The sequence below is a fragment of the Streptomyces laculatispora genome, from assembly GCF_017353455.1.
Taxonomy (GTDB): domain Bacteria; phylum Actinomycetota; class Actinomycetes; order Streptomycetales; family Streptomycetaceae; genus Streptomyces; species Streptomyces laculatispora.
On the sequence record NZ_JAFMPZ010000222.1, the window covers coordinates 1 to 6,250 of the forward strand.

The window sequence follows — 6,250 nt, forward strand, 5'->3', positions numbered from 1 at the left end:
TCAACGAGATCCTGAACCGGTACGGGCTGACGCTTCACACTGCCTGACCAGCCCGTACCGGTTCAGGATCTCGTTGATCGGCTGGTGCCAGGTCTCCCCGCCCGAGCTGCAGTTGCCCCAGCCGCCGGAGGTGACTCCCTGTGCCTGGTCACCGCTGATGAAGGAACCGCCCGAGTCGCCCGGCTCCGCACACACGCTGGTCTTGGTCATCTGGTAGACCGCGCCCTGGCTGTAGTTCACCGTCTCGTTGGTGGCCAGTACGTTGCCGCAGTGCCAGTGCGAGGTGGATCCGGAGCGGCATATCGAGGCACCGATGGGGGCCTCGGCGGAGCCGCGTACGAGCTGGTCCGAGACGGTGCCCCAGCCGAGGACCACGGGGACGGTCCACCAGCCGTTGCCCACGCTCACCCAGGCGTAGTCGTCGCCGGGGAAGGACGACCCCTGGAAGTTGCCGATGGCGGAGCCGTCCCATCCGCTGACGCCCGCACCCGCCTGTCCGCAGTGTCCGGCGGTGACGAAGCCGCCGTACACGGAGAAGCCGATGGAGCACCGTACGTTGCCCGTGTAGTACGGGTCGCCGCCCACGGTCCCGGCGGCGAAGGTCTGCGGTGCCTGGGCGGTCTGTTCGACGACGACCGGTCCGGCCGCGCGGGCCCGCTCGACGAACGCGCGGACATCGTTGTCATTCTGCGCAGAGGCGACGACGTTGACAACCACCTTGTTGGCCTCGGGGTCGACGTGCCAGCTGCTGACCCCGGCGGGCGCGTCGAACGTGTCGATCCGCGCCTTGACGGCGTCGAGCCGGCGCGCGGTGTGGGTGACCAGGCGGACGGCCGCACCGGTCGCCCTTACGGCCGCCTTCCGTTTGCCGCTGGTGACGGCCACCGTGAGGCCGCCCGTCGACGGATCGAACCAGGAGCCTCCGTACGTGGCTCCGGCGGCGTGCTTCGCCTTTCCCTGTATCGCGGTCGCCGTCTTCTCCGCGGACAGTCTCGCCCTGGCCTGACTTTCCGTCAGTCCGAAGTCCTTCTGCATGGCGGTCAGCAGTCCGGCGGACGCCGGGGGTGCGTCGGAGACGGTGCGGGAAGCGGTGGCGGGGGTGTCTGCGGCGGAGGCGGAGGGGAAGCCCGCGCCCGCCCAGGCTCCAACGAGGAGCACGGCGGACAGAGCTGTTCGCAGAGCTGTGATGCGTCTCAAGGCATTGGCCCTTCTGTTGTTCCGGCGATGTGGGGGAGGAACAGCAGGCGTCCGGGAGGCGTCTCGCCTGAGAGCGCTCTCAGAGTGTGCCGTTCCGGACTGTAGCCCAGAGTCGTTTGCAGGTCCATGCCAATGCACGAGTGGCCGGACGGGCCTGCCCGTTGATTAGGCGTACTCATCCCGTGGGCCCGAACTCGCCCTACGGTCACGTCAGATGAACCCGGGAACGTGCAGACTCGGAGCCGGGCCGACCGGTGCGCTGATCTGCTCGGTCGCGCTCGTGCTCGGCGACTGCGTGGTGCTGACCACCCGCAGAACCGCCGGTTCGCCGAGACGCTCGCCGACGAGCACTGCCCGGGAACGCTCGAGGTGATCGATAGGGGGTGTGGAGGCTGGACCCGGGAACGGTCGGCCGGCTCACCGGGTACGTGCTCTACTGCGAGCGGCCGGACGCCGAGAAGCGGTGCCCGGGGTGACCGGGCCGTGGTGGTGACGACGGACGTGCGGGGCGAGCCGGTGGGCGAGGTTCGCCCGGCCGGCAAGGCGCGGGAGGGCCGGGGCCTTTGGCTGCCGCCCCTGTGAGCGCTGCCGGACTCACGCCGGGCACATCGGGTCAGGGCCGCAGGGGCCGGTAGCCGAAGCTCCGCCACAGTGTGCGGACGGTCCCGCTGTCCGACCAGTGGCCGGGGGCCGGCGCCCTGGTGGTGTCCGCAGCATCCCAGGTCCGGACCGGACCGCCGGAGGCGCCGAGCGGCTCCCACCCCGGTTCGCCGGTGGCGGCGAATCCGACCCAGGCGGCGGTCATCCGGGCCGAGAGGTGATGGTCCGCGGCCGTCGGCGCCCCACCGATCAGGAACCGGATGCTCTCCTCGCCGAGGTTCCCGAAGGCGAACGGGACATCCGCGCAGTGCCAGGCGTACGCCACCGGCTCAGATCCGCCCCGCTGCCGCGCGAAGCGTGACAGGAAGGTGCGCCCGCCGGCCCGTGCGTGGGCGTCGGCGAGCCGGCTGCTGTACTCGCCGAACATCAGGTCCCCGTACAGGGCGAGATGGACGTCGCCCACGGGGGCTTCGGGCATGAGACCGCGATACCCCTGCGTCAATGAGTCCGGGAGCCCGAAGTCCGCGGCGAAGCGGTTCAGGTGTTCCTCTGTGGTGACCTTCGCGCTGCTGCCGACGGCATCCAGCAGCCAGTACTCCTGGGTGGTGTGGCAGACGAGCAGGTCGATTCCGGAGGCCGCCCCGCCGGCGAGGACGGCGAGCGGGTCGGCGCGCAGGTGCACGCCGTCGGCGACCGGGCCGTAGAGGACCGGGTCCCAGTGGTGGCGTCCGGAGTGCGGGTTCTGCCGGTATGCGTCCACGACGGCGTCGGACGCCTTCACCAGCGTCTGCGGCGAGGCGGCCGCCAGTCCGGCGCTCGTCGCGGGGACCGCTGCCTCGGCGGCCACCTTCTCCATGAGGTGTCCGGCGAGTTCCGGTGAGTAGCAGGGGCCGACCGCGCTGTGCGCTATCGCGCGGCGGAACAGCCCCCGTGCGCTGTCCATGGCCATCAGGCAGGCCACCGACGCCGCTCCGGAGGACTGCCCGGCCACGGTGACGTTTCCCGGAGCCCCGCCGAAGGCGGCGATGTTCCGGCGCACCCATGTCAGGGCGGCGATCTGGTCGAGCAGCCCGCGGTTGGGCGGGCAGGGGTCCGCTCCGTCGGCCGGGACGTGACCGAAGCCCTCGAACCCGAGGCGGTAGTTGAGGGTGACCACGACCAGGCCGGCGCGGGCGAGCGCTGCGCCGTCGAAGTCCGGCTGCGCACCGGACCCGAAGGTGTAGGCGCCGCCGTGGATCCAGACGAGCACCGGCAGTGGGCCGCCGGGGGCGGCGCCGTCGGCGGCGGCCGGGGTCCAGACGTTGAGGCTGAGGACGTCCTCGTCACCGGGCGACCAGCTCGGTGCGCCCGGAAGCTGCGCCGACTGCGGCGGAACGGGCCCAAAGTCCGCGCAGTCGCGGATGCCGGCCCAGGGACTGCGGGGGCGCGGCGCCCGGAACCGGTCCGCTCCGAACGGCGGCTCGGCGTACGGGATGCCGAGGACGGCGACGACACCCCGGTCCGGGCCGCTTCCCCGTACCTGCCCGCATGCCGTGTCGAAGACACTCATCAACGCTGCTCCGCCGTCCTTCGCTCCCCGCCCCGCCGGGCGTGGTGATCAGGATGGCAGAGCCCGCGGTCGCGGCGCGAACGAAATCCTCGTCACCGCGACGAGTGCGCCGATGCGACCGGAGGATGCCGGGCCGTCGTCCGGGCAGGAGCGGTCACGAGCCGACCTTGCGCTTGTTGTAGACGTCGAAGCCGACGGCGGCGAGCAGCACGAAGCCCTTGATGACCTGCTGGTAGTCGGTACCGATACCCACGAGCGACATGCCGTTGTTCAGTACGCCGAGCACCAGGCCGCCGATGACGGCGCCGAAGACCGTACCGACGCCGCCGCTCATGGAGGCGCCGCCGATGAACGCGGCGGCGATGGCCTCCAGTTCGAAGTTGGTGCCGGCCTGGGGCACGCCTGCACCGAGGCGGGCCGCGTAGACGGCGCCGGCGAGTGCGGCGAGTACTCCCATGTTCACGAACACGAAGAACGTGACGCGCTGGTCCTTGACGCCGGACAGCTTCGCCGCGGCGCGGTTGCCGCCCAGGGCGTACACATGACGGCCGATCACCGCGTTGCGCATCACGTAACCGAACCCGATCAGCAGCACGGCGAGCAGGAGCAGCACGACCGGGACACCGCGGTAGCTGGCCAGGGTCATGGTGAACGCGAGCACGGCCGCGGCCATGGCCGCGCACTTGGCGAGGAAGAGGTTGCGGGGCAGGACGTCGAGTTCGTAGCGCTTCTGGCGGCGTCGGTCGCGGACCTCCTGGAGCAGGGCGAAGGCCAGCAGCGCGAGCCCCAGGAGCAGGGTGAGGTTGTGGTAGTTGGTGTGCGGTCCGATCTCCGGGAGGTATCCGGTGGAGATCTTCTGGAAGCCGTCGGGGATCGGACCGAGCGAGCGGCTGCCCAGGAGGATCTGCGTTCCGCCGCGGAACAGCAGCATTCCGGCCAGCGTCACGATGAACGTCAGAGCGACGACCGACCAGCGCAGCGCCGGGTCCACACCGCTTCCGTCATCCGGGAGGGCGACGATGTACCAGCAGATCTTGATCGCGAGGGGGACGAGAAAGGCCAGGGCCACCCCGGTCCACTTCTCGGCCTTGGTCCAGTAGCGGGCCCGGCACACGATCACGACGGCGCTGACCAGGCCCGCAATGGCTATCCAGTTCAGGATGATGTTCCGGGCCAGGTAGGGCAGGACGGTGCTGACCAGCAGGAGGACCAGGGGCAGCCACACCGGAGAACGGCGCCGGCCCGGCTTCCGGGCCTTCGCTCCCGCGGTGCCGCCGAGCTCCTGGAACGCCGTCGCGGCGATCACGCGGGGGTCGCCCACCTCGCGCAGGATCTCGCGGGTGCTGCCGGGCCGTTCGGCAAGCGCGACCTCGATGTGTTCGCCGAGGTCGGCGATGAGTTCCTGGCGGGCCTCGGGCGGCAGGGTCGACGTCTCGCGTTCGACAGCCGCGAGGTAGTCCTGCACCAGTGTTTCATCGGTCTTCAAGAGTGTGCCCTTCCAGGTGCTCGCCGGGGCCCTTGCCCGGCGTGAGGAGTTGGTCGACTGCGTCACGGAAACCGGGCCAGATCGCGGTGAACTCCACGAGCGCGGCCCGGCCGGCCCCGGACAGTTCGTAATACCGTCGCGGCGGACCGGACGTCGACTCGCGCCAGGTGGTGACGGCCAGCTCGTCCCGCCGCAACCGCGACAGCAGCGGATACACGGTGCCCTGGCCGGTCGCCAGGGCACCGGTCGCCTGAAGCTCGCGGAGCAGCTCGACGCCGTACTTCGGTTCATCCCGCATCAGTGCGAGAACGCAGTACTCCAGCACGCCCTTGAGCAGCTGGCTTTCGGCCTTGCCCGAGGTCTGGCGTCTCGCCTCACCTGGTTCCATGCATTGCAATGTACCAGGCGAAGCACCGCACTGACCGAACCGTCCACCACCCCTCCTCCACCCCTTCACACCTGAGGTCCGGCGACCTTCCGTCGGCGCCGCTGCGTGGGAAGCGCACGAAGCCGGCCAACCTCGGCCGGCCGCACAAACGGCCCGACGGGAAGTTCACCACCCGCGCGGGAGCAGGCCGCACAGCGGCGGGGTGTAACTGAGGTGCCCCGGCGGCCGTTGGAATTGTGTGGCGAATGCCAAAGAGCGCGCCGGGGACACCGGGTCGCCGCGAAGGCCCCGCGTCTGGACCGCGTCCTGAAGAAGATCGCCCGGCGGGACGGGGAGCTCGTCCTGATCGACGACCCCATGGAGAACCGGCGGGTCCTCACCAGGCTCCGCACTGATCCCACTGGCCGCCACCGGAGATTGATCCCTACCGCAGGCAGCCCACGAGCACCCCGGAACAGCGTCACTGAGCCGGGATCGGCTGGGTGAGGTTCACCGGGTTGCCGTCGGGGTCCCGGATGTGGGCGACGCGCTGTCCCCACGGCATGTCCTTGGGGCCGCCGCTGACCGAGCCGCCCAGCGCCGTCACCCGGCCGAACGTCTCGTCGACGTCGTCGACACCGATGCTGAGCAGGATCCGCGGTGCCGCCCCGGTCCCCGGGTCCGTCTTGGCCACCAGTCCGAGATCGGTGTCGCCGATGCGCAAGCCGATGTAGAAGGCCGGGCCTTCCTCCGGTACCCGGAAGATCTTCTCGGCGCCGAACAATTTCGTATAGAAGCCGACCAGGACTTCCTGGTCGGCAGTGATGATCACTGGCTGGATGGTGGACATAGCACTCCTGTCGAGAACGGTCGTGTCGCTGGGTAGACCGTTCGAGGACGGTGAACTCATCGGCACAACCGTCCTTCCGGACGATCTGCACCCCGGACTGCCGCCCACGACCAGTACGAGCGGCCCGAAACGGGGTCACACCACCCCTGCTGACCAGCCACTTCAAGATGGCGCAGCCTCAGTGCCGGGAAGTCCCCACGG

General features: G+C 70.3%; 5 protein-coding genes. All 5 read right to left on the bottom strand.

The features are described 5' to 3' along the window. The 5 genes from J1C73_RS12615 to J1C73_RS12635 all read right to left on the bottom strand — a co-directional run bounded on the left by J1C73_RS12615 (position 1) and on the right by J1C73_RS12635 (position 6,049). Positions 1-1,197 (bottom strand): S1 family peptidase, encoded by a 1,197-nt coding sequence (locus J1C73_RS12615; protein ID WP_207316451.1) that lies wholly within the window; start codon positions 1,195-1,197, stop codon positions 1-3. Positions 1,198-1,810: 613 nt separating this feature from the next. After that, on the bottom strand, positions 1,811-3,346 hold the full coding sequence (locus J1C73_RS12620) for a carboxylesterase/lipase family protein (RefSeq protein ID WP_207316452.1): 1,536 nt from the start codon (positions 3,344-3,346) through the stop codon (positions 1,811-1,813). A gap of 154 nt (positions 3,347-3,500) precedes the next feature. Next, complete coding sequence (locus J1C73_RS12625) at positions 3,501-4,832, bottom strand: ABC transporter permease subunit (RefSeq protein WP_242644077.1); 1,332 nt, start codon at positions 4,830-4,832, stop codon at positions 3,501-3,503. After that, positions 4,819-5,220: a PadR family transcriptional regulator gene (locus tag J1C73_RS12630; RefSeq protein WP_207316453.1), complete on the bottom strand. Its 402-nt coding sequence runs from the start codon at positions 5,218-5,220 to the stop codon at positions 4,819-4,821. The genes J1C73_RS12625 and J1C73_RS12630 overlap by 14 nt, the downstream gene beginning before the upstream one ends. Before the next feature lie 460 nt (positions 5,221-5,680). Then, positions 5,681-6,049, bottom strand: coding sequence for a VOC family protein (locus J1C73_RS12635; RefSeq protein WP_207316454.1), 369 nt, complete (start codon positions 6,047-6,049; stop codon positions 5,681-5,683). Positions 6,050-6,250: the final 201 nt, after the last annotated feature.

Coding starts and splice junctions, on each gene's coding strand:
- J1C73_RS12635 (WP_207316454.1), bottom strand. CDS start 6,049: ATGTCCACCATCCAGCCAGTGATCATCACTGCCGACCAGGAAGTCCTG.
- J1C73_RS12630 (WP_207316453.1), bottom strand. CDS start 5,220: ATGGAACCAGGTGAGGCGAGACGCCAGACCTCGGGCAAGGCCGAAAGC.
- J1C73_RS12620 (WP_207316452.1), bottom strand. CDS start 3,346: ATGAGTGTCTTCGACACGGCATGCGGGCAGGTACGGGGAAGCGGCCCG.